This window comes from Nocardioides turkmenicus (assembly GCF_011045035.1).
Lineage (GTDB): Bacteria > Actinomycetota > Actinomycetes > Propionibacteriales > Nocardioidaceae > Nocardioides > Nocardioides turkmenicus.
Window position 1 is genome coordinate 41079 of sequence record NZ_JAALAA010000025.1, and the last position, 21270, is coordinate 62348.

The 21270-nt window shown below is 70.9% G+C and carries 21 protein-coding genes; 7 read left to right on the top strand and 14 right to left on the bottom strand.

Going from position 1 to position 21270, the window contains the following annotated elements; genetic code table 11:
• Nucleotides 1-3: 3 nt before the first annotated feature.
• A complete protein-coding gene (locus G5C66_RS22610; RefSeq protein WP_165113360.1) occupies nucleotides 4-708 on the bottom strand; it encodes an ABC transporter ATP-binding protein in 705 nt (234 codons plus the stop codon).
• Nucleotides 708-1535 carry an ABC transporter ATP-binding protein gene (locus tag G5C66_RS22615; RefSeq protein ID WP_165113362.1) on the bottom strand — a complete coding sequence of 276 codons (828 nt, stop codon included), beginning with the start codon at nucleotides 1533-1535 and terminating at the stop codon, nucleotides 708-710. The genes G5C66_RS22610 and G5C66_RS22615 overlap by 1 nt, the downstream gene beginning before the upstream one ends.
• A gap of 159 nt (nucleotides 1536-1694) precedes the next feature.
• On the opposite strand from G5C66_RS22615, the gene G5C66_RS22620 reads away from it, so the two are divergent.
• Nucleotides 1695-2900, top strand: coding sequence for a PucR family transcriptional regulator (locus tag G5C66_RS22620; RefSeq protein WP_165113364.1), 1206 nt, complete (start codon nucleotides 1695-1697; stop codon nucleotides 2898-2900).
• Between the two features lie 126 nt (nucleotides 2901-3026).
• On the opposite strand, the gene G5C66_RS22625 is transcribed toward G5C66_RS22620, so the two are convergent.
• The 10 genes from G5C66_RS22625 to G5C66_RS22670 all read right to left on the bottom strand — a co-directional run bounded on the left by G5C66_RS22625 (nucleotide 3027) and on the right by G5C66_RS22670 (nucleotide 13107).
• Nucleotides 3027-4115: an acyl-CoA dehydrogenase family protein gene (locus G5C66_RS22625; RefSeq protein ID WP_165113366.1), complete on the bottom strand. Its 1089-nt coding sequence runs from the start codon at nucleotides 4113-4115 to the stop codon at nucleotides 3027-3029.
• Nucleotides 4112-5299 (bottom strand): acyl-CoA dehydrogenase family protein, encoded by a 1188-nt coding sequence (locus G5C66_RS22630; protein ID WP_165113368.1) that lies wholly within the window; start codon nucleotides 5297-5299, stop codon nucleotides 4112-4114. The genes G5C66_RS22625 and G5C66_RS22630 overlap by 4 nt, the downstream gene beginning before the upstream one ends.
• Nucleotides 5296-6528, bottom strand: coding sequence for an acyl-CoA dehydrogenase family protein (locus G5C66_RS22635; protein ID WP_165113370.1), 1233 nt, complete (start codon nucleotides 6526-6528; stop codon nucleotides 5296-5298). The genes G5C66_RS22630 and G5C66_RS22635 overlap by 4 nt, the downstream gene beginning before the upstream one ends.
• A 2-nt stretch (nucleotides 6529-6530) precedes the next feature.
• A complete protein-coding gene (locus G5C66_RS22640; protein WP_165113372.1) occupies nucleotides 6531-7565 on the bottom strand; it encodes a phosphotransferase in 1035 nt (344 codons plus the stop codon).
• Nucleotides 7562-8197 carry an HAD family hydrolase gene (locus G5C66_RS22645; RefSeq protein ID WP_165113374.1) on the bottom strand — a complete coding sequence of 212 codons (636 nt, stop codon included), beginning with the start codon at nucleotides 8195-8197 and terminating at the stop codon, nucleotides 7562-7564. Before G5C66_RS22645 ends, G5C66_RS22640 begins: the two co-directional genes overlap by 4 nt.
• A complete protein-coding gene (locus G5C66_RS22650) occupies nucleotides 8194-9177 on the bottom strand; it encodes an NADPH:quinone oxidoreductase family protein (RefSeq protein WP_165113376.1) in 984 nt (327 codons plus the stop codon). The genes G5C66_RS22645 and G5C66_RS22650 overlap by 4 nt, the downstream gene beginning before the upstream one ends.
• On the bottom strand, nucleotides 9174-9950 hold the full coding sequence (locus G5C66_RS22655; RefSeq protein WP_165113377.1) for an SDR family oxidoreductase: 777 nt from the start codon (nucleotides 9948-9950) through the stop codon (nucleotides 9174-9176). Before G5C66_RS22655 ends, G5C66_RS22650 begins: the two co-directional genes overlap by 4 nt.
• A complete protein-coding gene (locus G5C66_RS22660) occupies nucleotides 9950-10705 on the bottom strand; it encodes an SDR family oxidoreductase (protein WP_165113379.1) in 756 nt (251 codons plus the stop codon). Before G5C66_RS22660 ends, G5C66_RS22655 begins: the two co-directional genes overlap by 1 nt.
• Before the next feature lie 413 nt (nucleotides 10706-11118).
• The gene (locus tag G5C66_RS22665) at nucleotides 11119-12225 is read right to left on the bottom strand and encodes a GuaB3 family IMP dehydrogenase-related protein (RefSeq protein WP_165113381.1); all 1107 of its coding nucleotides are present in this window, start codon (nucleotides 12223-12225) and stop codon (nucleotides 11119-11121) included.
• A 66-nt stretch (nucleotides 12226-12291) separates the two neighbouring features.
• Nucleotides 12292-13107 carry a class I SAM-dependent methyltransferase gene (locus G5C66_RS22670; protein ID WP_165113383.1) on the bottom strand — a complete coding sequence of 272 codons (816 nt, stop codon included), beginning with the start codon at nucleotides 13105-13107 and terminating at the stop codon, nucleotides 12292-12294.
• A gap of 142 nt (nucleotides 13108-13249) precedes the next feature.
• On the opposite strand from G5C66_RS22670, the gene G5C66_RS22675 reads away from it, so the two are divergent.
• Complete coding sequence (locus G5C66_RS22675) at nucleotides 13250-13975, top strand: winged helix-turn-helix transcriptional regulator (protein WP_206444455.1); 726 nt, start codon at nucleotides 13250-13252, stop codon at nucleotides 13973-13975.
• Here the strand turns inward: G5C66_RS22675 and G5C66_RS22680 are convergent.
• Complete coding sequence (locus G5C66_RS22680; RefSeq protein ID WP_165113385.1) at nucleotides 13960-14415, bottom strand: DUF3224 domain-containing protein; 456 nt, start codon at nucleotides 14413-14415, stop codon at nucleotides 13960-13962. The genes G5C66_RS22675 and G5C66_RS22680 overlap by 16 nt on opposite strands.
• 62 nt (nucleotides 14416-14477) lie before the next feature.
• On the opposite strand from G5C66_RS22680, the gene G5C66_RS22685 reads away from it, so the two are divergent.
• Nucleotides 14478-15275, top strand: coding sequence for a helix-turn-helix domain-containing protein (locus tag G5C66_RS22685; RefSeq protein ID WP_165113387.1), 798 nt, complete (start codon nucleotides 14478-14480; stop codon nucleotides 15273-15275).
• Here G5C66_RS22685 and G5C66_RS22690 read toward each other — a convergent pair.
• Complete coding sequence (locus tag G5C66_RS22690; RefSeq protein WP_165113389.1) at nucleotides 15272-16096, bottom strand: helix-turn-helix transcriptional regulator; 825 nt, start codon at nucleotides 16094-16096, stop codon at nucleotides 15272-15274. The genes G5C66_RS22685 and G5C66_RS22690 overlap by 4 nt on opposite strands.
• Before the next feature lie 118 nt (nucleotides 16097-16214).
• On the opposite strand from G5C66_RS22690, the gene G5C66_RS22695 reads away from it, so the two are divergent.
• From G5C66_RS22695 to G5C66_RS22710, 4 genes are all read left to right on the top strand, one after another.
• Nucleotides 16215-17636 (top strand): MFS transporter, encoded by a 1422-nt coding sequence (locus G5C66_RS22695; protein ID WP_165113391.1) that lies wholly within the window; start codon nucleotides 16215-16217, stop codon nucleotides 17634-17636.
• A 27-nt stretch (nucleotides 17637-17663) separates the two neighbouring features.
• Complete coding sequence (locus G5C66_RS22700; RefSeq protein WP_165113393.1) at nucleotides 17664-18890, top strand: LLM class flavin-dependent oxidoreductase; 1227 nt, start codon at nucleotides 17664-17666, stop codon at nucleotides 18888-18890.
• Nucleotides 18887-20251 carry an NtaA/DmoA family FMN-dependent monooxygenase gene (locus G5C66_RS22705; RefSeq protein ID WP_165113395.1) on the top strand — a complete coding sequence of 455 codons (1365 nt, stop codon included), beginning with the start codon at nucleotides 18887-18889 and terminating at the stop codon, nucleotides 20249-20251. Before G5C66_RS22700 ends, G5C66_RS22705 begins: the two co-directional genes overlap by 4 nt.
• Nucleotides 20248-21270, top strand: a 1023-nt coding sequence (locus G5C66_RS22710) for an LLM class flavin-dependent oxidoreductase (RefSeq protein WP_165113397.1), incomplete at its 3' end; no start/stop codon positions are given. The genes G5C66_RS22705 and G5C66_RS22710, both read left to right, overlap by 4 nt.

Here is a 21270-nt window from a genome sequence, read left to right on the forward strand (position 1 = left end):
CTCCTAGAACCCGAGGTAGGCGTGGCGGAGCTGCTCGTCGGCGGCCAGCTCGGCGGCCGGCGCCGAGGCGACGACCTTGCCGAGGTTGAGCACGACGCCGTGATCAGCGATGGACAGGGCACTGCGGGCGTTCTGCTCGACCAGGACCACGGTGAGCTCCTCGGTCTGCACCAGCCCGCGGAGCAGGTCGAAGATCTGGGCGACCACCCGGGGCGCGAGCCCCAGGGAGGGCTCGTCGAGCAGGAGCACGGACGGGCGAGCCATCAGCGCGCGGCCGATGACGAGCATCTGCCGCTCGCCACCGGACAGTTGATGGGCGGTCGCGTCGCGGCGCTCGCCCAGGCGCGGGAAGAGCTCGAAGATCCGCTCGATGGGCATCGGCTCGGAGCCCGTCGACCGGTGCAGCCCGCCGAGACGGAGGTTCTCGACGACCGTCAGCTCGGCGATGACGCCGCGCCCCTCCGGGACGTGGGCGAGGCCGTACGAGGTCAGCTTCTCGGTCGCCGTGCGGGTGATGTCCTTCCCGTCCAGCTGCACGCTGCCCCTGGTCGACCTCACCAGCCCGGAGACGGTCCGGAGGAGCGTGGTCTTGCCGGCGCCGTTGGCGCCGAGCACCGCGGTGACCTGCCCTCTCGACGCGGTGAAGGTGACGCCGTTGAGCGCCTTGACGGGCCCGTACGCAGCGCTCAGATCCTCGACGGCGAACATCAGGCCTCCTCGGCGACGGTGATGGCGTGGACCTCGGCGTCCAGGTCGTCGTGCTCGACCTGGTCACCCAGGTAGGCGGCGAGGACGGCCGGGTCGTTGCGGATCTCGTCGGGTGTGCCGGCCGCGATGACACGACCGAAGTCGAGCACGGTGATCCGGTGGCAGACCGACATCACCAGGTCCATGTGGTGCTCGACGAGCATCACGGCGGTGCGCTCGGTGAGACCCGTGATGATCTCGCCGAGCTCGGTCATCTCCTCGGCGCTGAGCCCGCTGGCGGGCTCGTCGAGGAGCAGCAGCTCGGGCTCGGCGACCAGTGCGCGGGCGAGCGCGACCTTCTTCCGGATCGGGTAAGGCAGGCTGCCCGGGTAGCGGGTGGCGTACGACTCGATCCCGAGCTCGCCGAGCACATCGCGCGCCTTGGCGGCCAGCCGGGCGTCGTCGCGGTGGCCGAGACCCAGCAGGCCGCGCACGAAACCGGCGCGAGCGAGGCGGTCGGCGCCGACCATGACGTTGTCGAGCACCGTCATCCGCTCGAAGAGACCGAGCCCCTGCAGGGTCCGGGCGATGCCGTGGCCGGCGAGCTGGTGCGGCCGCAGGTCGCGGATCGTCTCCCCGCGCAGCCGGAGCTCGCCCTCGGCGGGGCTCACGAAGCCGCACACGACGTTGAACAGGGTGGTCTTGCCGGCGCCGTTGGGGCCGATGACGCCGAGCACCTCGTGGGGCGCGACCTCCAAGGAGACGTCCTCGAGGGCGCGTACGCCACCGAATCTCACCGAGACGCCCTCGACGGCGAACAGCGGCGTGGCTTCGCCAGGCTTCTGCATGGTGCTCCCTTCACCTGTTGTGACGGCTATCACTTTGGACTCTCCGCACAACGGGGGATATGGGCAGTGCGCCCAAAATCCTTCGGGCGCTCCGTCTGAGATTCCCTGGTTTGCTGGCGGACGAGGCAGCAGGCATGGGACGCTCCGCACATGGGTGTGATGCGCGACACATCTCCCGACGCGGAGCTTCGGCCGCTCGTGGAGCGTGCCTGGGCCTCGTTGGTGAGCCAGGCCGATGCGATCGCCGACGACATCACGCTGACGCTGATCGCGATCCAGCCGGACTGGCACCAGAACGCCGAGCCGTCGGTGCGGGCCGACCTGCGCTCGAGCACCCGGGAGCACGTACGCCGCGGCATCCGCGCCATGGCGGGCATGACTCCGGGCGCCAATCCCGTCGACCTGTGGCGCGAGACCGGACGGCGGCGGGCGCGCCAGGGCGTACCTCTGGAGTACTGCCTCAACGCCTACACCGTCGGCACCCGGATGCTGTGGGAGGCGATGGTCCGTCAGCAGGAGGCCCTCGGCATCGACGACCGGGTGATGGTGCTCGCCGGGCGGCAGGTGTGGACCGATCTGGACGTGCAGAACTCGGTCATGTCGGCGGCCTACCGCAAGGAGGCGGCGCTGCTGCAGCGTCGCGACCTGCAGCTCCAGGGCCGACTCCTGGACGGGCTGGCCGAGGGCCGTGGTGGCGATCCGGCGTTCGCCGCCGAGGTGCAGGACATCCTCGGGGTCGCCGCCGACGAGCAGATGGCCTGCGTGGTCGCCGCCTTCGACGGCAGCCGCGACTCACCGCTGCGCAACCCGGACGACCGGCTGGAGAAGGCCGGCCTGATGTCGTTCTGGCACGTCCGTGGAGACCACCACTTCGGGCTGGTCCCGCTGGGGTCACGGCCGCTCGCCGAGGCCGTCGCCGACCTGGTCACGCAGCTCGGCAGCTGCAACTCGGGCCGGGTCGGGATCGCCACGGCCGACGACCTCAGCGGCTTCGGCACCGCCTTCCAGCTGGCCACCCACACCGTGGAGACGGTGCCTCGGGGACGTACGGACATCGCGGTCGTCGACGACCGCCTCCCGCAGGTGCTCCTGACCGCCTCCCCGGCGGTCTCGTCGCTGCTCGTGCGCCGCACCCTCGGCCCGATCCTGGCCCAGCCGACGCACCAGTCCGACGTGCTCCTGGCGACGCTGCGTGCCCTCATCGCCCACGGCGGCTCCCCCACCCACGCCGCCGAGGACCTGATCTGCCACCGCAACACGGTCATCTACCGCATCAGGCAGATCCAGGACCTCACCGGCAAGAGCATCTCCGACCCGCACGACCGCCTGCTGCTGGCGCTCGCGCTGATGGCCCTGGAGAAGTGATCGCTGGTCGGGCCGCGAGCGCCAGCGAGCGTGTCGAGACCAACGCAGTCCCCTCGGCGCTCGATGGGCCTGTGTTGGTCTCGACACGCCTCCGCCTAGCGGCTCCGGCGGCTCGACCAGCGCGGTCTAGATGTCGACCAGCGCCCCCAGACGGTCGCGGTGGAGGCCGGGGAGGCCGTACGCGATCTGGTCGGCCTTGGCCCGCTTCAGGTAGAGATGGGCGGGGTGCTCCCAGGTCATGCCGATGCCGCCGTGCAGCTGCACCGCCTCCTCGGCCGCGGTGACGGCGAGATCACCGCAGTACGCGGCGGCGACGTGAGTCGCGATCTCGGTCTCCTCGGGGTCACCGAGAGCGAGGGCTCCGGCGGCGTAGCGCGCGGCCGCCCCGGCTCCCTCGACGCTGGTGTAGAGGTCGGCGAGCCGGTGCTTGAGCGCCTGGTAGCCACCGACGATCCGGCCGAACTGGCGCCGGACCTTGAGGTAGTCGACCGTCGTGGTCAGGCACCACTGCGCCACCCCGACCTGCTCGGAGGCCATCAGCGCGGCCCCGGCCAGCAGCCCGGAACGTACGCCGTCGGCACCGTGGTCCGCGGCCACGACGACCTCGCCGGCCGCCGGGTCGAGGCGTACGTCGGCGAGCTGGCGGGTCATGTCGAGCGAGCTCACCGGGGTGATCGTCGCCTGGTCCGCGGAGACGGCCCGGACCTCGACGCCGGCGGGCGTCGCCACGGGCACCAGGAGGGTGTCGGCTTCGAGGGCACCGGCCACGGATCTGACCGTGGTCTCGCCAGGCTCCAGGGGTTGGGCCGTCGTGGCGGTCAGCGGTACGACCAGAGCCGCGGTGCGCTCCCCCGCCGCCAGGCCGCCCAGCAGCTCCACGCCCTTCTCGGTGGGTGCGGCCAGCAGGACCGATGTCGCCACGACCGCGCTGGTCAGGAACGGCACCGGGGCGACCGAGCGCCCCAGCTCCTCCAGCACCACGGCGGCTTCGCGGGCCGACGCGCCTGCGCCGCCGTAGGACTCCGGGACCAGCAGGCCGGCCAAGCCGAGCTCGGCGGCGAGGCCCTTCCACAGCACCGGGGTAAGCGAGCTGTCGCCGTCGTACGCCTTGACGACCTGGGTCGGGTCGCAGCGCTCGGACAGGAACGACCTGACCGTGGCACGCAGGTCGGCATCGAGCTCGTTGTCGAGCAGTTCGACTTCGAGTCCGCTCATCTGGGGATCTCCTTCCAAGCAACGTCCTTGTCGACCCGGTGCTCCCCGGGGAGGCCGAGGACGCGCTCGGCCACGATGTTGCGCAGGATCTCCGAGGTGCCGCCCTCGATGGAGTTGCCCTTGGCGCGCAGGTAGCGGTAGACCGCGTCACGGCCGGCGAAGTCGACGTGCTCGGGCCGGACCATCGCCCAGCCGTCACCGTCCTCGTAGCGCAGGCCCTCCTCGCCGCGGAGCTCGAGGTCGAGTCCGGTGAGCCGCTGATTGATGCTGGCGAACGTCAGCTTCATCGCCGAGCCCTCGGGACCGGGCTGGCCGACGGCCAGCTTCTGCCGCAGCCGCGCCCCGGTCAGCCGGGCCACCTCCGACTCGACCCACAGCCTCAGCAGCCGGTCGCGCAGCTCGGGCGTGTGGTTCTCCGGATGCGTACGCCACGACTCGGCGACCACGCCGAGCAGCCCGCCCTCGCGAGGCATGGCGGCGCCGCCGATGGCGACACGCTCGTTGTTGAGCGTGGCGTTGGCGACTTCCCAGCCCTGACCGACCGCGCCGAGACGGTGGGCGTCGGGGATGCGGACGTCGGTGAGGAAGACCTCGTTGAACTCCGCCTCGCCGGTGATCTGGCGCAGCGGGCGTACCTCGACGCCGGGGTCGTGCATGTCGCACAGGAAGTAGGTCAGACCGCGGTGCTTCGGGACGTCCGGGTCGGTGCGGGCGACCAGGATCGCGAAGTCGGCGTTGTGGGCGCCCGAGGTCCAAACCTTCTGCCCGTTGACGACCCACTCGTCGCCGTCCAGGACCGCCCTCGTCGCCAGACCGGCCAGGTCGGAGCCGGCGCCGGGCTCGGAGAAGAGCTGGCACCAGATCTCCTCGCCACACCACAGCGGCTCCAGGAAGCGCGACCGCTGCTCCGGCGTGCCGTAGGCGAGGATCGTCGGCGCAGCCATGCCGAGCCCGATCCCGTTGCGCCGCGGGTTGTTGTCCGGGGCACCGGCCGCCTCGAAGAGGTCGTTCACCAGCGGCTGCAGAGCCCGGGAGACCCCGAGGCCGCCCTCACCCTCGGGGAACGCGACCCAGGCCAGTCCGGCCTGGTAACGGGCGTGCAGGAAGGCGTTCGGCTCGGTCGTCGCGACCGGGTGCTCGGCCAGGAACTCCTCGACCCTGCCTCGGATCTCCTCGGGAGTCACTGCCGGCCCTCTCGACGTGCGGCCTGCCGGCGCAGCTCGGCCTTGGCGAGGGCGTTCTTGTGCACCTCGTCGGGACCGTCGGCGAAGCGGAGCGTGCGGATGCCGGCGTACGCCTTGGCCAGCGGGAAGTCCTGGGAGAGCCCGCCGGCGCCGTGCGCCTGGATCGCCTTGTCGAGGATCCACTGGACGGTCGCCGGGGTGGCGATCTTGATCGCCTGGATCTCGGTGTGGGCGCCCTTGTTGCCGACCGTGTCCATCAGCCAGGCGGTCTTCAGGACGAGCAGGCGCAGCTGCTCGATGCGTACGCGAGACTCGGCGATCCAGTCGCGGATCACGCCCTGCTCGGAGAGCGGCTTGCCGAAGGCGACGCGCGCCTCGACGCGCTCACACGTCAGCTCGATCGCCCGCTCGGCGAGGCCGATGGAACGCATGCAGTGGTGGATGCGACCAGGGCCCAGGCGCGCCTGTGCGATCGCGAACCCTTGGCCCTCGGCCCCGATGAGGTTGCCCACCGGCACCCGAACGTCGGAGAAGATCAGCTCGGCGTGGCCACCGTGGTCGTGGTCGTCGTAGCCGAAGACCTCCATGCCCCGCTTGATCGTGAGGCCCGGGGTGTCGCGGGGCACCAGGATCATCGACTGCTGCTTGTGGCGCTCGGCGGAGGGGTCGGTCTTGCCCATCACGATGAAGATCTTGGCGTTCGGGTTCATCGCGCCGGTGATCCACCACTTGCGGCCATTGAGGACGTACTCGTCGCCGTCGAGGACGATCGAGGTCTCGATGTTGGTCGCGTCGGAGGACGCCACCGCCGGCTCGGTCATCGCGAACGCGCTGCGGATCTGACCGTCCAGGAGCGGCTCCAGCCACTCCTTCTTCTGCGCCTCGTCGCCGAAGTCGTGCAGCACCTCCATGTTGCCGGTGTCGGGCGCGGCGCAGTTGAACGCGGCCGGCGCGAGGTGGCTGCGGCCGGTGATCTCGGCCAGCGGGGCGTACTGCAGGTTCGTCAGCCCCGCCCCGCCCTCACCGGGCAGGAAGAGGTTCCACAGGCCACGCTTGCGGGCCTCGGCGCGGATCTCGCCGAGGACCGGGACGCTGTCCCAGGCCCAGCGGTCCGGCAGTGCCGCGAGCTGCTCGTCGAAGACGGCCTCGTTGGGCTCGACGTACGTCTTCTGGAAGTCCCACACCGAGGCGACGAGCTCCTCGGTCCTGGCGTCAGGTGCGAAGTCCACGCTTACTGTCCCTTCATCGCGGTGATGCCCATGTCCAGGAGCGGGTGGATCCCGTCCCCGATGTTGTCGAAACCGGGCCCGACGGTCTGGCCCTTGAGGTAGCGGTAGTGGATCCCTTCGAGGATCGCGGCGAGCTTGTAGGCGGCCAGCCCGAGGTAGAAGCCGAACTCGCTGAGGTCGCGCGGGCTCGCCGCGTCGTAGCGGGCGATGATCTCGTCCTCGGAGAGCCACCCGGGGGCGTTGCTGACGTCGGTCACGGTGCCGTCGCCGGAGACCGAGGCCATCCGCTGGTAGGTGAGCAGGATCGCCAGGTCGGTGACCGGGTCGCCGAGCGTGGCCATCTCCCAGTCGACGACGGCCTTGATCTGGTCGTCGGCGGCGGTGAGGACGTTGTCGAGGCGGTAGTCGCCGTGCACGATCCCGGGACCGGTCGAGGCCGCCTCGGCCGCACCGACCCGCGCCTCCAGCAGCGCGTGGAGCTCGTCGGCGGCGGGGAGATCACGGGAGTACGACGCCTCGAGCTGCTTCTTCCAGCGCCGGACCTGCCTGCTCAGGAACCCCTCCGGGCGGCCGAACTCGCTCAGCCCGACCTTCGCCGGGTCGACCGCGTGCAGGGCGGCCATCACGTCGATGAGCTGCTCCGAGATCGCCTTCGTGCGCTCCGCTCCGAGCGGCTCGAGCTCACGGGCGTAGCGGTAGGGCCGGCCGTCGACCTTCTCCATGACGTAGAACGGCGCCCCGAGCACCTCCTCGTCGTCACAGAACGCGAAGGTGTGCGGCACCGGCACGTCGGTGTCGCGCAGCGCGGTGATCACGGTGTGCTCACGCTTCATGTCGTGGGCCGTGGCGAGCACGTGCCCCAGGGGCGGGCGCCGGACGATCCATTCGTGGGTGCCGTCGGAGACGGCGTACGTCAGGTTGGACTTGCCCCCTGAGATGTGGGTGGCGCTCAGCCCGGCGCCGGCGCCTTCCACGTTCTCGGCGAACCACGGACCGAGGCGGTCCAGGTCGAGTCCGGGCAGGGATTCGGTCGTCACGCGGCACCTCCGAGGGTGGGGATCATCCGGGCGAGCGCTGCGCGGGTGCTCGCGGGGTCTGTGTGGAGCAGTGCGTCGAGACCGACCGCCCGGGCGCCGAGGACGTTGGGCTCGGCGTCGTCGATGAAGAGGCACTCCTCGGCCGGGAGACCGAGCCTGCTCAGGGTGCGCTCGAAGATCGGCGGCTCCGGTTTGCGCATGGCGACCTCCTCGGAGATCACCACCACCTCGAACAGCGCGTCGACCTGCTTGCGCGGGTAGAAGTTGCCCCAGCTGTTGGAGAGCAGCGCGAGCCGGATGCCGGCGTCGCGGAGCTCCTCGGCCAGCGCGAACATCTCCGGGTCGGGCCGCATCCCGGCGAAGAGCCGCGACAGGACGCCTTCGGGATGGACCGGGCTGCCGTCGTACGTCTCCAGGCGAGCGGCCAGGAGCCTGTCGAACTCCTTGACCGACAGCTCGCCGAGCTCGAGGCGGTGGATCGGGGTGCCGGCGTCGGCGTAGCGGCCCAGCCACTCCTTGAGCACCACCGTGAAGCTCTCCGGCTTGATGCCGTCGGCCTTCAGCCAGGCCCGGATCGAGTCGCCGATCGGCGTGGTCAGCACCCCGCCGTAGTCGAAGATGACGGCCTTCATGCGACGTACACGACCCGTCCGACGGTGGTGCCGTCGGCAAGACGCTGGACGCCGTCGGCCACCTCGTCCAGGGACAGCTCCTCGCTGACCAGCGGCTTGATCGATCCCTCGGCCGCCATCCGGGTGAGCTCGGCGTGGCACTCCTTGACGAGCTCTGGGGCGAGCATGTTGTAGAGGCCCCAGTGGAGTCCGACGATCGAGTAGTTCTTGATCAGCGAGTGGTTGAGCGCGGCCTCCTGGATGCGGCCGCCGGCGAAGCCGATGATCAGGATCCGGCCCTCGAAGGCGATGCACTTGGTCGAGCGGTCGTAGGTGTCGCCGCCGACCGGGTCGTAGATCACGTCGGCGCCCTTGCCGCCGGTGACCTCCTTGACCACCTTCACGAAGTCCTCGGTGTGGCGGTCGATGACGACGTCCGCACCGAGCTGCTTGGCGACGGCGGCCTTCTCCGGGCCGCCGACGACACCGATCACCGTGGCACCGGCCGCCTTGCCGAGCTGGATCGCGGCGCTGCCGACCCCGCCGGCCGCGGCGTGGACGAGCAGCGTCTCGCCGGGCTGGATGTGTGCGCGGCGGTGCAGCCCGAACCAGCCGGTCTGGTAGCCGATGTAGAGGCTCGACGCCTCGGCGTCGGTGAGCGCCTCGGGCGCCGGGAACGTGGTCGCGGCGTCCATCAGGGCGAGCTCGCCGAAGCCGCCGTACGGCAGGGCGGCGCCGCCGATCACGCGGTCGCCGACCTGGAAGCCGTCGACTCCGTCACCGAGCTCGGTCACCTCGCCGCACAGCTCGACGCCGGCGGTGAACGGGAGCTCGGGCTTGACCTGGTAGAGGCCCCGGGCCATCAGGACGTCGGGGAAGTTGGCCGGGCTTGCCAGCACCTTCACGACGAGCTGTCCGGCCCCGGGGGACGGGTCGGCCACCTCCTCGAGCCTCATCACGTCCTTCGGCTCCCCGAGCTCGTTGATCCGCCACGCCTTCATACCTGTCCCTCCACGTGCTGCCAGAGTCGGTTCATCCCGCCGAGCCACTTGTCGGTCTGCGTGGCCCGCGCGGCGTAGTAGTCGCCCACCTCCGGGTGCGGCAGGACCAGGAAGCGGTCGTCCTTGGTCGCCTCCCAGGCCGTGTCGGCGACCTGCTCCGGTGTCAGTGCCGAGTCGCGGCTGAGCAGGTCCTTCATCACGCCGGACCGCTCGAGCATCCCGGTCTGGACACCCTGCGGGCAGATCGCCTGGACGACGATCCCGTGATGGCGGTAGGTCGCCGAGAGCCACTCCGCGAACGCGACCGCGCCGTGCTTGGTGACGGTGTAGGTCGGCGCGCCGATCATCATCAGCAGTCCCGCCGCGCTCGCGGTCACGACGTAGCGGCCGGCCTTGCGCTCGATCCAGTCGGGAACCAGGAGCCTGGCCGCCCGGACGTGGGCCATCACGTTGACCTCGTGCGACGCCTGCCAGTCCTCCTCGGGGCAGTCCAGGCCGATGCCGCGGTCGATGCCGGCGTTTCCGTACCACGTGTCGATCTGGCCGAGGTGGTCCTTCGCCGCCTCGACCAGGCGGGCGACGCCTTCGACGGAAGCCGCGTCGCCGGCCACCGGGTGGGCACCGATCTCCTCGGCGGTCTGGGCGAGACGTACGTCGTCGATGTCGTTGACCACCACGCGGACGCCCTCAGCGACGAGCCGGGCAGCCAGGGCTCGGCCGATGCCGCCCGCGGCGCCGGTGACGACGGCGGTGCTGTCGGGAGCGATGGGCATCAGACGCGACCGCCGGCGAGGGTGAGGCCGCCGTCGACGGTGACGAGCTGGCCGGTCATCCAGCCGGCGTCCTCGGAGAGGAGGAAGGAGGCGACGCCGGCGATGTCTTCGGGCACGCCGAGGCGCTTGAGCGGGTAGGCCGCCGAGACCTCGGCCTCGCGGCCCTCGTAGAGGAGCTCGGCGAACTTGGTCTTCACGACCGCCGGGAGGATCGCATTGACGCGCACCTTCGGGCCGAGCTCGACCGAGAGCTCCTGGGTGATGTAGCTGAGCATCGCCTTGCTCGCGCCGTACGTGGCGATCAGCGGCGTCGGGGCCAGGCCGGCCACCGAGGAGATGTTGACGACCGCGCCGCCGTGCTCGGACATCCACTGCCGCCAGACCTGCTGGGTCCAGCCGATCGGCGAGAGGCAGTTGACCTCGACCGTCTTGCGGGCCGACTCGCGGTCCATGTCGATCAGGCCGCCGGCCTTCGGGTTGATGCCGGCGTTGTTGACCAGCAGGTCCGCGCTGCCGAAGGTGTCGATCGCCGCCTTGACGACCTCCTCCTGGTGCGCCGGGTCGTCGGCCTTGCCGGCGATGCCGAGAGCGACCTCCTTGCCGCCGAGCCCCTCGACCGCCTCCGCCAGCGCCTCGGGCTTGCGCGCCGTGATGACGACCTTCGCGCCCTCCTCCACCAGCCGCTGGGCGATGCCCAGCCCGATGCCCCGGCTGGCCCCGGTGATGATCGCCGTACGTCCCTCGAACCTCGACATGCTCATTCCCTCGTGTGCTCGGCTAATCTAAGCGCTTGCTTAGGTGGTGACAGCGGTCACTCTACGGGGTCGCTCGAGAACATGGAAGGTGGTGTCCAGGCAATGCCGAGAAGTCGGCCGCGTCGGCCGAGGCGTCGCCCCGGGCGGGCGAGCCGTCAGGTAGGTCGGCCGAGCCGTCACCCCGGGCGGCCGAGGCGTCAGGTACGTCCGTCGAGCCGTCACCGTCGTGACAACTCGATCGGCGGGACTGACCTCTCGGCCTGCGCCCCTGACGTCTCGACCTGCGTACCTGACGTCTCGGCCGCACGACGACACCGCCGAAAAAGCAGTTGTGGGCGACGAAACTGTCGTTTCGTCGCCCACAACTGCAGACTCGGTCCGCCAGAACTGCGGACTCGGCCCGGGGTCCGTCGTCAGCCGACGACGACCTCGATCCGCTGGAACTCCTTGAGGTCGGTGTAGCCGGTGGTGGCCATGGCGCGCTTGAGGGCGCCGACGAGGTTCATGGTGCCGTCGGCGACGTGGGAGGGGCCGTAGAGGACCTCCTCGAAGGTGCCGACGGGCTGGAATGCGACGCGCTCGCCTCGGGGGAGGTCGGCGTGGTGGGCCTCGTTGCCCCAGTGGAAGCCCTTGCCGGGGGCATCCGTCGCCCGCGCGAACGGGCTACCCACCATGACCGCGTCGGCACCGCAGGCGATCGCCTTGGCGATGTCGCCGGAGCGGCCGACGGCGCCGTCGGCGATGACGTGTACGTAGCGGCCGCCGGACTCGTCCAGGTAGTCACGGCGCGCGGCAGCCACGTCCGCGACGGCCGAGGCCATCGGCACCGCGACACCCAGCACCGTCCGGGTGGTGTGGGCCGCACCGCCGCCGAAGCCGACGAGCACGCCGGCCGCGCCGGTGCGCATCAGGTGGAGCGCGGCCTGGTAGGTCGCACAGCCGCCGACGATGACGGGCACGTCGAGCTCGTAGATGAACTCCTTGAGGTTGAGCGGCTCGGCCTGCGAGGAGACGTGCTCGGCCGAGACGGTGGTGCCGCGGATGACGAAGAGGTCGACGCCGGCGTCGACGACGGCCTTGGCGTACTCCTTCGTCCGCTGCGGGGACAGCGCCCCGGCGACGGTGACGCCCGAGGCGCGCACCTCGCGCAGCCGCTCGGTGATCAGCTCGGCCTGGATCGGAGCCTCGTAGATCTCCTGCAGCCGCCGGGTCGCGTCGACGCCGCTCAGCTCGGCCAGCTCGTCGAGCAGCGGCTGCGGGTCTTCGTAGCGGGTCCACACGCCCTCGAGGTTGAGCACGCCGAGACCACCGAGCTTGCCCAGCGCGATCGCGGTCGACGGGGACATCACCGAGTCCATCGGCGCGGCGATCACCGGGATGTCGAAGCGGTAGGCGTCGATCTGCCAGTCGGTGCTGACCTCGGTGGTGTCACGGGTGCGCCGCGACGGCACGATCGCCACGTCGTCGAAGGCGTACGCCCGTCGTGCTCGCTTGGCCCGGCCGATCTCGATCTCAGTCACACGACGGATTGTTCCATGTGACCGGATCGAGATCGGAAAGCACGCCCGACCTGGACGGACGAGGGGCTAGCTGCGTACCGCGGTCAGCAGCAGGTACTCCCAGTCCATCGTCCCGCCGGAGAGGTAGCGGTCCCCCAGCTCGGCGAGCGCGGCGTCGAGCTCGCCGGTCCGTGACGCGTCGTCGGCGATGCCGCGATAGGCGACGATCGTCGGGCCGTAGCAGGCCTTGAAGAAGTCGCGGAACTCCGCGCCGGTCGCGAACGAGTCGATGGCGACCGTCCGCTTCTCGGCGCGGACATCGGTCACCGCGTCACCGAGCAGGCCACGTACGTGGGTCTCGTCGCCCCAGCGCGGAGGCGGCTGCGCGCCCTCGGGCGGCGGTGCCATGAACGGCTTCATCGTCGCGAACATCTGGCCGATGAAGCCCTCGGGGGTCCAGCTGACCAGGCCGATCCGGCCACCCGGCCGCACGACGCGGACCAGCTCGGCGGCGGCCTTCTCGTGGAACGGCGCGAACATGATGCCGACGCACGACATGGCGACGTCGAAGGCGGCGTCGTCGAACGGCAGCGCCTCGGCGTCGGCGACGTGCCAGGTGATCGATCCGGCGCCGGCGTCCGCCCGGGACTGCCCGATCTCGAGCAGCTCCGGCGTCAGGTCGCTCGCGGTCACGTCCGCGCCGGCGAGAGCGGCGGGGATGGCGGCGTTACCGGTGCCCGCGGCGATGTCGAGCACACGGTCGCCCGGTCCGATCTCGCAGGCCTCGACGAGCACCTGGCCGAGCTCGGGGATGAGCTCGTCGGCGACGCGGGCGTAGTTCCCGAGCCCCCACATCGTGCGGTGGCGGGCCTTCAGGTCGGGTGAGGCTGGTGTTGCGGTCATGTCTTCCTCCAAGACGTTGACCCGAGATGTGATCTGGAGGCTCCAGCCTCACCCGGCGCCGCGATCACCCGATAGTGCCGGATCTGAACTCATCGAAGTTCAGGATCTGTAGTTGCCGTCCGCCCTGTTCAGGGGTCTACTGATGACAGGATTCTCGGGCTGCGAAGGAGGCGGTCCGGTGGCGGGATACGGCCAGTTCTGTCCGGTGGCGAAGGCCATGGAGGTGCTCGACGAGCGGTGGACGCTGCTCGTCGTGCGCGAGCTGCTGCTCGGCAGCACCCACTTCAACGAGCTCCGCAGAGGCGTGCCGAAGATGTCTCCGGCCCTGCTCTCCAAACGGCTCCGCACCCTGGAGCGCGCGGGCATCATCGAGCGGCGCGGCGAGGGGCAGCGTACGTCCTACCACCTCACCGACAGCGGCCAGGAGCTCGCCACCGTCGTGACCGCGCTCAACGAGTGGGGCGCGCGCTGGATCGGCTCGCTGGGCGAGGCCGACCTCGACCCGCACCTGCTCTTCTGGGACATGCGCCGGACGATCCCGATCGACGTGTGGCCGCGGCAGCGCACCGTGGTCGAGTTCCGGCTCACCGACGTCCAGCCGAAGGTCGCCCGCTGGTGGCTCGTGGTCACCGGCGACCAGGCCGAGGTCTGCGACTTCGACCCTGGGTTCGAGGTCGACGCCCGGCTCACCAGCAGCCTGCGTACGCTCACCGAGATCTGGCGCGGCGACCTCGCCTGGCCGATGGCGCTGCGCGCGGAGATGGTCACCATCTCCGCCGCCGAGGACGTACGCCGCGCCATCCCCTCCTGGCTCGGCCAGTCCGCCTCCGCCCACGTCCCCCGCCCTCGCGCTCAGCTCCAGTCGTAGGAGAGCACGAAGCCGTACGCCTCCCCGCCGCCCTCCTCGGAGAGGACCATGTCGGCCTCGCCGACGAGGCCTTCGAGGCCGCCGGTGCCGAGCCCGGGGATCACGGTGAGGTGGGAGCGGACGGTCTTGTCGGCGTACATCCCGCTGATCCGCCACACGCACGAGCCCTCCTGACCGGCGATGGAGCCGGTGAACTGCTCGTACGCCTCGAAGACGGCGCCGCCGGCGGGGTTGCCGTAGGCGCCGATCATCCGGGCGACACCCTTGCCCTCGATCTCGCCGGCGTAGGTGTAGTCGGTCTCGGAGGTGGTCAGGCCGCGCGTCGGGATGTAGACGTCGTCGCCCATCCGGGTGCCCTCGCCGTCGATGTCGACGTAGGCCGCCTCGAGCCAGCGCGCGACGGACATGGTGGTGCTTGCCTTGTTGCCGTAGGTGTTCATGGCTCCAGCCTGCTCGGGAAACCGGGGCGCGGGATTGAAGGAACGCGCCATATCGTTGCGACATGGCTGGCCAGGCGGAGGGCAAGGGCTACCCGGACGCGATCGTGCGGCCGGTGACAGCGGCGCGGACGATCACGACGGAGCGTTTCGCGGTCTCGCCGGCGCTGGCTGGGCACGTGGACTACCACTGGTACGTCGGCTGGGACCTCGACCACCCGCACGACCAGCAGGTCATCCCGCAGCCACGCATCCACATCGCCGCCGAGGACGGCCGGCTGCTGGTCCACGGGATCGGCCGGCGGCCGTTCGTCCGGCACCTCACCGGCCGCGGCCACACCCTCGGCGTCTCGTTCCTGCCCGGCCTGTTCCGCCCCGTGCTCGGCAGCCGGGTCAGCGCGATCGCCGACCAGGTCGTCCCGGCGCAGGACCTGCTGGGCGTGGACGACCGACCGGCCGCAGAGCGCATCCTCGCCATCGATGATCCCACCGAGATGGTCGCCGCGATGGAGTCCTACCTGTTGGACGTCGGCCTCCCCGCCGACCCCGTGGCCGAGGACGTACGCCGCTGGGTGGCCCTCGCCGAGGACGACCGCTCGATCACCCGGGCCGAGCAGCTCGCCGACCACGCCGGCCTCAGCCTGCGGTCCCTGCAGCGCCTGTTCAGCGAGTACGTCGGGATCGGCCCGAAGTGGGTCGTGCAGCGGTTCCGCGTGCTGGAGGTAGCCGCCCGCGCCCACTCCGGCGAGGTCGACTGGGCCGCGGTCGCCGCGGAGCTGGACTTCAGCGACCAGGCCCACCTGGTGCGTACGTTCCGGGAGGTCGTCGGCGCTCCCCCGGCGACGTACGCCAAGGACCTCTAGCCTCGAGCGACCCGCTCCAGCGCGGCTGCGGAGGGCGAGCCGGGCTCGGCTCGGTAGAGCACGATGCGCTGGCTGGTCTCGGGCAGCACCATCGCCTCGTACGCGAGGTCCATCCGCCCCGCGACCGGGTGCCGCAGCCGCTTGATCCCGTAGCCACAGTCCATCACCGGGTGCTCGGCCCAGAGCTCGGCGAACAGATCGCTGCGCTGGACGAGCTCTCCGACCAGGCAGCTGAGGATGTGGTCGTCGGGATGCAGGCCCGAGGAGTAGCGGAGGAAGCCGACCATCTGCAGGCCGGTGCCCTCGGGGTCGACGAAGAGCTCGGGACCGTCCGGCTCGAGGAAGAACCGGCGGATGAGGTTCGGGCGGTGGGGGCGGTCGGCGTACGGGGCGTCGAAGTCCAGCCCGTGACCGTAGAGGCGGTGACCGAGGTCGTTCCAGGCGAGGACATAGTTGGCGTGGTCGACGATGAGTGCCGGACCGGGGTAGTCCATCACCATCGCCACCGCGGCCGGCCGCGGCTCCACGTCGCGGCTGCCCGAGACCGTTCCGACGGGACGGGCCAGGCGGCGCAGGTGGTCGTGCTCCTCGGCGCTCAGGCGCAGTGCGCGGGCGAGCGAGTCGATGACCGCGTCGGAGGCGTTGTGGTGGTCGGCCTGCTCCAGGCGGGTGTAATAGGTCGGCGAGACGCCGGCCAGCATCGCCAGCTCCTCGCGCCGCAGGCCCGGGACCCGCCGAGCGCCGTAGGACACCAGTCCGGCTTCTTCGGGGCTGATCGCCGCCCGGCGGCTGCGCAGGAACTCTCCGAGCTCGGTCGTCATGGTTCCCATAGTGCCGCCGCGCGGCGATTTCTTCCTGACCCTGTCAGTGCCAGGCAGGCGGGTGGGTGGCAGGACAGGTGTCTGGCTGGCGTACGTCATCCGGCGGAGCGTTGGGGTCATGACCACGACGACCCAGGCCGAGCCCGTACGCGAGGCCGGCATGACCCGCGGGCAGCTGCTGGTGCTCCTGCTGCTGCTCGCCTCCCAGTTCACTCTCACCGTCGACTTCTCGATCCTCAACGTGGCACTGCCGACCGTCGGCGACAGCCTCGGCTTCGCCGAGGCTCACGTGCAGTGGATCGCGACCGCGTTCGCGCTGTGCGCGGCCGGGTTCACCCTGCTCTTCGGCCGGATCGGCGACTACGTCGGCCGCCGGCGCGTCTTCCTGATCGGGATGATCGCGCTGGGCGCCGCCTCGCTGCTCGGCGGCGTCGCGACCTCGCCCGAGGTGCTGCTGACCGCCCGGGTCGCCCAGGGTCTGGCCACCGCCGCGGTCACCCCGGCGGCGCTCTCGCTGCTCACCGTCTCCTTTCCCGAGGGGCCGCTGCGGCAGCGTGCCCTGGGTCTCAACAGCGTCGTGATGTCGACCGGCTTCACCGCCGGGGCGGTGCTCGGCGGCGTGCTCACCGATCTGCTCTCGTGGCGCTGGGCGTTCCTGGTCAACGTACCGATCGCGCTGCTGGTGGTCGCCGTTGCGCCGTTCGTGCTGCGCGACTCCGCCGACCGGGAGCGGTCGCGGCTCGACGTCCCCGGCGCCGTGCTGGTGACCGCCGGCCTGCTCGCGCTGGTCTACGGCGCGACCCGGCTGGGCGAGGCCGGCATCGGCGACCTCTGGGGCCTGGGCGCGATCCTCGTCGCGGTGATCCTGCTGGTCGCCTTCTGGAAGGCCGAGTCCACCCACCCGCACCCGCTGGTGCCGCTGCAGATCCTCACCCGGCGCACGATCGGCTTCGGCAACATCGCCGGGTTTGCGACCTTCGCGTTCGAGTCGTCGCTGGTCTTCGTGCTGACGATGTACCTCCAGCACGTCCTCGGCCTCGACGCCCTGCAGACCGGCCTGATGCTCGTCGCCATGGGCTTGGGCGCGATCATCGGCGGCTCGGTCGGTCCTCGGTTCATCGAGACCTTCGGCGTACGTAACACCGTGGCGGGCGGGCTCGTCATCCAGGCGGTCACCACCGGAGTGCTCGTCCTGGTCGGCCCCTCGGTCGGCTGGCTCTGGTTCCTCGGGCTGATGAACTTCGTCGGCGCGATCGGGCACGTCGCCGCGATCGTCGGGTTCATGGTCGCGGCCACCTCCGGATTGCCCGACCACGAGCAGGGGCTGGCCACCGGGCTGGCGATGATGACCCAGCAGGTCGCGATCGCGCTCGGCATCCCGATCATGTCCACCGTCGCCACCGCCGCGGGCGGCGTCGCCTCGCTCGGGGCTCTGCACGTGGCGATCGCGGTCAACGCGGTCCTGGTCCTCCTCGCCGCGGTGCTGGTGGCCGTCGGCCTGCCCGTCCGCCGGTCCACCCTCCGGAATTCACTGCACTAAGTTTATGAAGTCAGTAGACTTTTGGCCATGACCGCGCCCACACCTCGTCTACGACTCGCCGTGGCTCTCGACGGCGCCGGCTGGCACCCGGCCGCCTGGCGAGAGCCGAACGCCCGGCCCGGGGATCTGCTGACCCCCGGCTACTGGGCCGACATCGTCCAGGAGGCCGAGGCCGGTCTCCTGGACTTCGTCACGATCGAGGACTCCCTCTCGATCCAGACCGACGCCCCGTTCGGTGCCGAGGACGACGACCGCACCGACCGAGTGCGTGGGCGGCTCGACGCGGTGCTGCTCGTGTCCCGGATCGCCCCGCTGACGAGGCACATCGGCATCGTGCCGACCGCGGTCGTCACCCACACGGAACCATTCCACCTCAGCAAGGCGATCGCGACGCTGGACTACGTGAGCCGTGGCAGGGCAGGCGTACGTGTGCAGGTGGCGCCGCGGGCGCGCGACGCGGCACTCTTCGGGCGGCGCGAGTTCCCGGAGATCTCGTACGCCGACCTCGACTCCCCGGCGGGCGAGGCGCTGCTCCAGGAGGCGTTCGACGAGGCGACCGACTACGTCGAGGTGCTGCGGCGGCTGTGGGACTCCTGGGAGGACGACGCCGAGATCCGCGACGTCGCGACCGGCCGGTTCATCGACCGCGACAAGATCCACTACATCGACTTCGAGGGGCTCCACTTCGACGTGAAGGGACCTTCGATCACCCCGCGGCCGCCGCAGGGACAGCCAGTTGTGGCCGCTCTCGCCCACCGCGACCGCCCCTTCGAGCTGGTCGGGAGATCCGCTGACGTCGGGTTCGTCACGCCACGGACCCCTGCCGACATCGCCTCGATCACCGCCCGGATCCGGACCGCCCAGGACGCCGCCGGACGATCCGGCGAGACCGTCCACGTCTTCGGCGACCTCGTCGTCGTGCTCGACGAGACCGAGCAGGGCGCCCAGGACCGACTGGCTCGGCTCGACGAGGCGGCCGGGGCTACCTACGAGTCCGACGCCCTGGTCTTCACCGGCACCCCGGCCGCCCTCGCCGACCTGCTCGCGACCTGGCACGCCGCCGGGCTGAGCGGCTTCCGGCTCCGGCCCGCCGTGCTCCCCCACGACCTACGTCAGATCACCCAGGGGCTCGTGCCCGAGCTGCAGCGGCGCGGGCTCTTCCACGATGCGTACGAGGCCACGACCCTGCGGGGTGCGCTCGGTCTGCCGCGTCCCACCAGCCGCTACGCCACCACCGAGGGGACGCCCGCATGACCACGCACCGCACCGACCGGCCGAAGAAGCAGATCCACCTCGCCGCCCACTTCCCCGGCGTCAACAACACGACCGTGTGGAGCGACCCGTCCTCGGGCAGCCACATCGAGTTCGACTCGTTCGTGGAGTTCGCGCAGATCGCCGAGCGCGGGCTGTTCGACTTCATGTTCCTCGCCGAGGGGCTGCGGCTGCGTGAGCAGGCGGGCAAGATCTACGACCTCGACGTGGTCGGGCGGCCGGACACGTTCACGGTCCTGGCCGCGCTCGCAGCGGTCACCGACCATCTCGGCCTGACCGGCACGATCAACTCGACCTTCAACGAGCCCTACGAGGTGGCCCGCCAGTTCGCGACCCTCGACCACCTCTCCGAGGGCCGGGCCGCGTGGAACGTGGTCACCTCCTGGGACGCGTTCACCGGGGAGAACTTCCGTCGCGGCGGCTACCTGCCGCAGAGCGAGCGCTACGAGCGGGCCAGGACCTTCCTCGACGCCGCGATCCGGCTGTGGGACACCTGGAAGGGCGACGAGATCCTCGCCGACAAAGCGTCCGGCACGTTCATCTCGACGCCGGCACCGGGCGCCTTCGAGCACCGCGACTCGCAGTTCGACATCAGCGGCCGGTTCAACGTCCCGCGCAGCCCGCAGGGACGCCCGGTGATCTTCCAGGCCGGCGACTCCGAGGAGGGTCGTGACTTCGCCGCGGCCAAGGCCGACGCGATCTTCTCGCGGCACAGCCACCTGGAGGACGGCCAGCGGTTCTACGCCGACGTGAAGGGCCGCCTGGAAGGGTTCGGGCGTCGCCACGAGGACCTGCTGATCCTCCCCGCGGCCACGTACGTGCTCGCCGACACCGACGCCGAGGCCGTCGAACTGGCCCGAGAGATCCGCCTGCAGCAGGTCTCTCCGGCGACCGCGATCAAGCTGCTCGAGCAGCTGTGGAACCGCGACCTCTCCGACCACGACCCCGACGGCCCGCTGCCCACCGTCGACCCGTCCGAGAACGACGACCTGATCGCCAAGGGCCGTGCCAGCGCCCGTTCGCACGGCGACCGGCTGGAGCAGGCCGAACGCTGGCGCGAGATCTCGCGGGCGAAGGGACTGAGCACCCGCGAGACGATCGTCGAGGTCACCGGCCGGCAGAGCTTCATCGGCTCGGCGGAGACGATCGCGTCCACCATCGACGACTACGTCCAGGCCGACGCCGCCGACGGCTACATCCTGGTCCCCCACATCACCCCCGGAGGCCTCGCGCCCTTCGTCGACCACGTGGTGCCGCTGCTCCAGGAGCGCGGAGTCTTCCGCACCGCCTACGAGGGGGCCACGCTGCGCGAGAACCTCGGCCTGCGGGAGCCGACCAGATGAGGTTCCTGGCGATCACCCTCATCGTCCACCGGCCCGATCCGGTGACGGGGCAGCAGAAGTCGACGTACGAACGGTTCCAGGAGGTCGTCGCCGACGCGGTCCTCGCCGAGGAGCTCGGGTTCGACGGGTTCGGGGTCGGCGAGCGGCACGAGCGGCCGTTCATCTCCTCTTCCCCGACCGTGGTGCTGTCCCACCTCGCGGCTCGCACCGAGCGGATCCGGCTCTTCACCGCGGTGACGACGCTGGCACTGCTGGACCCGGTGCGGGCCTACGAGGACTACGCGACCCTCGACCACCTCTCCGGCGGCCGGCTCGAGCTGATCATCGGCAAGGGCAACGGCTCCGCCCAGCGGGACCTGTTCCAGGTGACGCCGGAGGACCAGTGGGACCGCAACGCCGAGTCCTACGAGCTCTTCCGGACGCTGTGGCGCCAAGACCGGGTCACGGCCACGCCGAGGTTCCGCCCCGAGCTGGTCGAGGCCGAGGTCTGGCCGCGTCCGCTGCAGCAGCCGGTGCGGGTGTGGCACGGGAGCGCCACCTCGAAGGAGTCGGTCGACCTCGCCGCGCGCTACGGCGACCCGCTGTTCTCGGCCAACGTGTCCCACCCGATCGAGCCGTACGCCGAGCTGGTCGACCACTACCGCGAGCGCTGGGCCGCCTACGGCCACGACCCCGCCGGCATCGCGATCGGCGCCGGGACCGCGGGCCTCTACGTGGCCAGGACGAGCCAGGAGGCGTACGCCGCCTACCGGCCGGTCTTCGAAGGCCAGCTCGCCTTCCAGGCGAGCCTCGGGCTCGAGCCGGTCTTCCCCACCCTGGAGGACTTCGTCGAGCGGTCCTCGGCGCTGGTCGGGTCGCCACAGCAGGTGCGCGAGAAGGTCGAGCGCTACCACGACCGCTTCGGCCACCAGGTCGTCCACGTCCAGGCCGACGCCAGCGGGCTCAGCGAGCAGGAGCACCGCTCGAGCCTGGAGCTCTTCGCGACCGAGGTCGCGGGCCCGCTGCGTACCGCCCTCCCC

What these genes read in the sequence shown, in the direction of transcription:
- G5C66_RS22610 (WP_165113360.1), bottom strand. Translation starts at nt 708, where the DNA reads ATGTTCGCCGTCGAGGATCTGAGCGCTGCGTACGGGCCCGTCAAGGCG.
- G5C66_RS22615 (WP_165113362.1), bottom strand. Translation starts at nt 1,535, where the DNA reads ATGCAGAAGCCTGGCGAAGCCACGCCGCTGTTCGCCGTCGAGGGCGTC.
- G5C66_RS22620 (WP_165113364.1), top strand. Translation starts at nt 1,695, where the DNA reads ATGCGCGACACATCTCCCGACGCGGAGCTTCGGCCGCTCGTGGAGCGT.
- G5C66_RS22625 (WP_165113366.1), bottom strand. Translation starts at nt 4,115, where the DNA reads ATGAGCGGACTCGAAGTCGAACTGCTCGACAACGAGCTCGATGCCGAC.
- G5C66_RS22645 (WP_165113374.1), bottom strand. Translation starts at nt 8,197, where the DNA reads ATGAAGGCCGTCATCTTCGACTACGGCGGGGTGCTGACCACGCCGATC.
- G5C66_RS22650 (WP_165113376.1), bottom strand. Translation starts at nt 9,177, where the DNA reads ATGAAGGCGTGGCGGATCAACGAGCTCGGGGAGCCGAAGGACGTGATG.
- G5C66_RS22655 (WP_165113377.1), bottom strand. Translation starts at nt 9,950, where the DNA reads ATGCCCATCGCTCCCGACAGCACCGCCGTCGTCACCGGCGCCGCGGGC.
- G5C66_RS22660 (WP_165113379.1), bottom strand. Translation starts at nt 10,705, where the DNA reads ATGTCGAGGTTCGAGGGACGTACGGCGATCATCACCGGGGCCAGCCGG.
- G5C66_RS22670 (WP_165113383.1), bottom strand. Translation starts at nt 13,107, where the DNA reads ATGACCGCAACACCAGCCTCACCCGACCTGAAGGCCCGCCACCGCACG.
- G5C66_RS22675 (WP_206444455.1), top strand. Translation starts at nt 13,250, where the DNA reads ATGACAGGATTCTCGGGCTGCGAAGGAGGCGGTCCGGTGGCGGGATAC.
- G5C66_RS22680 (WP_165113385.1), bottom strand. Translation starts at nt 14,415, where the DNA reads ATGAACACCTACGGCAACAAGGCAAGCACCACCATGTCCGTCGCGCGC.
- G5C66_RS22685 (WP_165113387.1), top strand. Translation starts at nt 14,478, where the DNA reads ATGGCTGGCCAGGCGGAGGGCAAGGGCTACCCGGACGCGATCGTGCGG.
- G5C66_RS22690 (WP_165113389.1), bottom strand. Translation starts at nt 16,096, where the DNA reads ATGACGACCGAGCTCGGAGAGTTCCTGCGCAGCCGCCGGGCGGCGATC.
- G5C66_RS22695 (WP_165113391.1), top strand. Translation starts at nt 16,215, where the DNA reads ATGACCACGACGACCCAGGCCGAGCCCGTACGCGAGGCCGGCATGACC.
- G5C66_RS22700 (WP_165113393.1), top strand. Translation starts at nt 17,664, where the DNA reads ATGACCGCGCCCACACCTCGTCTACGACTCGCCGTGGCTCTCGACGGC.
- G5C66_RS22705 (WP_165113395.1), top strand. Translation starts at nt 18,887, where the DNA reads ATGACCACGCACCGCACCGACCGGCCGAAGAAGCAGATCCACCTCGCC.